The following is a 2,429-nucleotide window of genomic DNA, read 5'->3' as shown; positions in this document are numbered from 1 at the left end:
TTTACGGAATTAGGTCGACCACTTACCCAAGTTACGCCTTAAATTTGGCTCAATTAGGGGCGCTTTGCATTTCAAATCTTTGTGCAACAAAGCCGAGCATGTGCTGTTTGTGATAAATTGAGATTATGTTGAGTGAGTTCTCTAATAATTCTAAGTTGTTGAAAGTTCATAATTTGGATATAGAATATAAAAATAAGAGCAAATATATAAATAAATGCTCTTTTAGATGATCAATGATTAACGCATTGTGACGAATTCTTCAGCAGAAGTCGGATGAATTGCTAAAGTGTTATCGAAGTCTTTTTTAGTTGCTCCCATTTTTAAAGCAACAGCAAAGCCTTGCAGAATTTCATCCATACCGTATCCAATACCATGAATTCCGACCACTTTCTCATCAGTTCCTACACAAATTAATTTCATTTTTGTGAGTTGTCGATGTTCTGTTATCGCTGTATACATGGATGTAAAGGAAGAACTATAAATTTTGATGGCATCTTTACCAAATTTTTCTATGGCTTGATCTTCGGTTAATCCAACTGTTCCAATAGGTGGGTGACTAAACACCACAGTCGGAATATTTTCATAATCTAAATGTTCATTTGGCTTATTGTTAAATAAACGTTCAGACAGTCTTCGACCCGCTGCCACAGCAACAGGTGTTAACTCGACTTTACCTGTAATATCACCCACTGCATAAATGCCAGACTGTGTTGTATTTTGATATGCATCAACATGAATAAAGCGATTCTCGTTCAATTGAACTTGAGTCTTATTAAGATTGATCGCTTCAGTTGCAGGTTTTCTACCAATTGCCCAAATCAAGCAATCTACACTATGTTCTGTACCATCTTCTAGGTGTAATACAAGTGAGTTATCTTGAACTTTAGTCACTTTGTTAATCTGACTATGAGTATGCACGTTAATATTTTCACTGCGCATATTCTCTAATAGTGTTTTACCAAGGAAATGATCTAATCCACGCAAAGGCTGATGTTTACGAATAAATAATTGTACATTCGAACCCAATGCATTAAGAACACCTGCCAATTCCACAGCAATATAGCCAGAACCAACAATAGCAGTCCGCTTCGGTAAGTGTTCTAATCCGAAGAAACCATTGGAATCAATACCATATTCAGCACCTTCAATTTCAGGTTTGAATGCTTGAGTCCCCGTAGCAATTAAAATATGGTCAGCTGTGTACGTTTCACCATTTACTTCAATTGTTTGAGCATCTAAAAATTTTGCAAAACCTCGAATGACATCAACATTATTTTTAGCTAGTCCTGTGTCATACGATGTATGTATTCGGCTGATATAGGCTTGTCTGTTTTCAACTAATTTCTTCCAGTTAAAGGATTTCAATTCTGTATTAAAGCCATAGTCAGGACCATATTTATGAATCGCATCGGCAATTTGAGCTGAATACCACATCACTTTTTTAGGAACACATCCTACGTTGACACAGGTTCCACCAATATCACCCATTTCTATCAGTGCACATTTCTTACCATACATGGCAGCACGATTGACTGATGCAATACCGCCACTGCCTCCGCCAATCGCAATATAATCATAGTGTTTAGACATAAATGAAATTCCTGTTTTTTAGATTTAAAAAGTTAATGATATACGCTGAATTATCAGGAGACTTTCCCTTGGGAGATTCTAGGCAGCCAACTTATAAAAGTCTTCGGCCATTTGATTTGGTGTCTTAAAACCCAAACCCTTTTGAATTCTTCGATGATTATAAAATAATTCAATGTATTTTATAATATCTGCTTTGGCTTCTTCTCTGGTTTGATAGTTGTAATGATGCACTAACTCATTTTTCAGTATTCCCCAAAAGCTTTCAATCGGTGCATTATCGTAACAGTCTCCGCGCTTGCTCATTGAACCTTGAAAACCATATTGCTCAAGTATATTTCGATATTCATGGCTGCAATATTGACTTCCTCTGTCTGAATGCACAATCAGTTCTTTGGTTGGTTTTTGATTGTGAATAGCCATATTTAGCGCATTACAAACAAGCTGTGCTGTCATGCGCTCATTTAAGCTATAGCCAACCACTTGCTTCGTGTAAAGGTCTTTTACCGCTGCTAAGTACAGCCATCCTTCAACAGTCCATATGTACGTAATATCACTTGACCATGCTTGATTTGGTCTAGTCATTGAGAATTGTTGCTCCAGCAGGTTTTCATAGATCGCTCGATTATGGTCACTATTCGTAGTCCTTTTAAAACGCTTGTGTCGCTTACAATACAGGTGGTTCAGCGCTTTTATCTGACGTACAGCGTACATACTCATTTTTATGCCCTGAGCTTGTAAGTATTTGCTCTGTACACGACAAAAATAGATAACTCATTGAAATAATGTCACAATAATTGTTTTCTAACGACGAATACTATGACACATCTCAATGAGTTATA

The 2,429-nt window shown here is 36.8% G+C and carries 1 protein-coding gene and 1 pseudogene; both read right to left on the bottom strand.

Going from position 1 to position 2,429, the window contains the following annotated elements; all coding sequences use genetic code 11:
• Positions 1-237 precede the first annotated feature (237 nt).
• A complete protein-coding gene (gene gorA, locus N518_RS0115095; protein WP_002122354.1) occupies positions 238-1,590 on the bottom strand; it encodes a glutathione-disulfide reductase in 1,353 nt (450 codons plus the stop codon).
• Between the two features lie 78 nt (positions 1,591-1,668).
• Positions 1,669-2,337 (bottom strand): annotated as a pseudogene (locus N518_RS16525) (IS3-like element ISAba22 family transposase); the annotation flags it as partial.
• Positions 2,338-2,429 lie beyond the last annotated feature (92 nt).

The sequence above is a fragment of the Acinetobacter sp. UNC436CL71CviS28 genome (genome assembly GCF_000620525.1).
In the GTDB taxonomy this organism is placed as follows: Bacteria; Pseudomonadota; Gammaproteobacteria; order Pseudomonadales; family Moraxellaceae; genus Acinetobacter; species Acinetobacter radioresistens.
Note: the sequence above shows the minus strand (reverse complement) of the source record. Positions and strands in the feature narration are given on the sequence as shown.

Excerpts from the sequence above, each read along its gene's own strand:
- gorA (WP_002122354.1), bottom strand. The coding sequence starts at position 1,590 with ATGTCTAAACACTATGATTATATTGCGATTGGCGGAGGCAGTGGCGGT.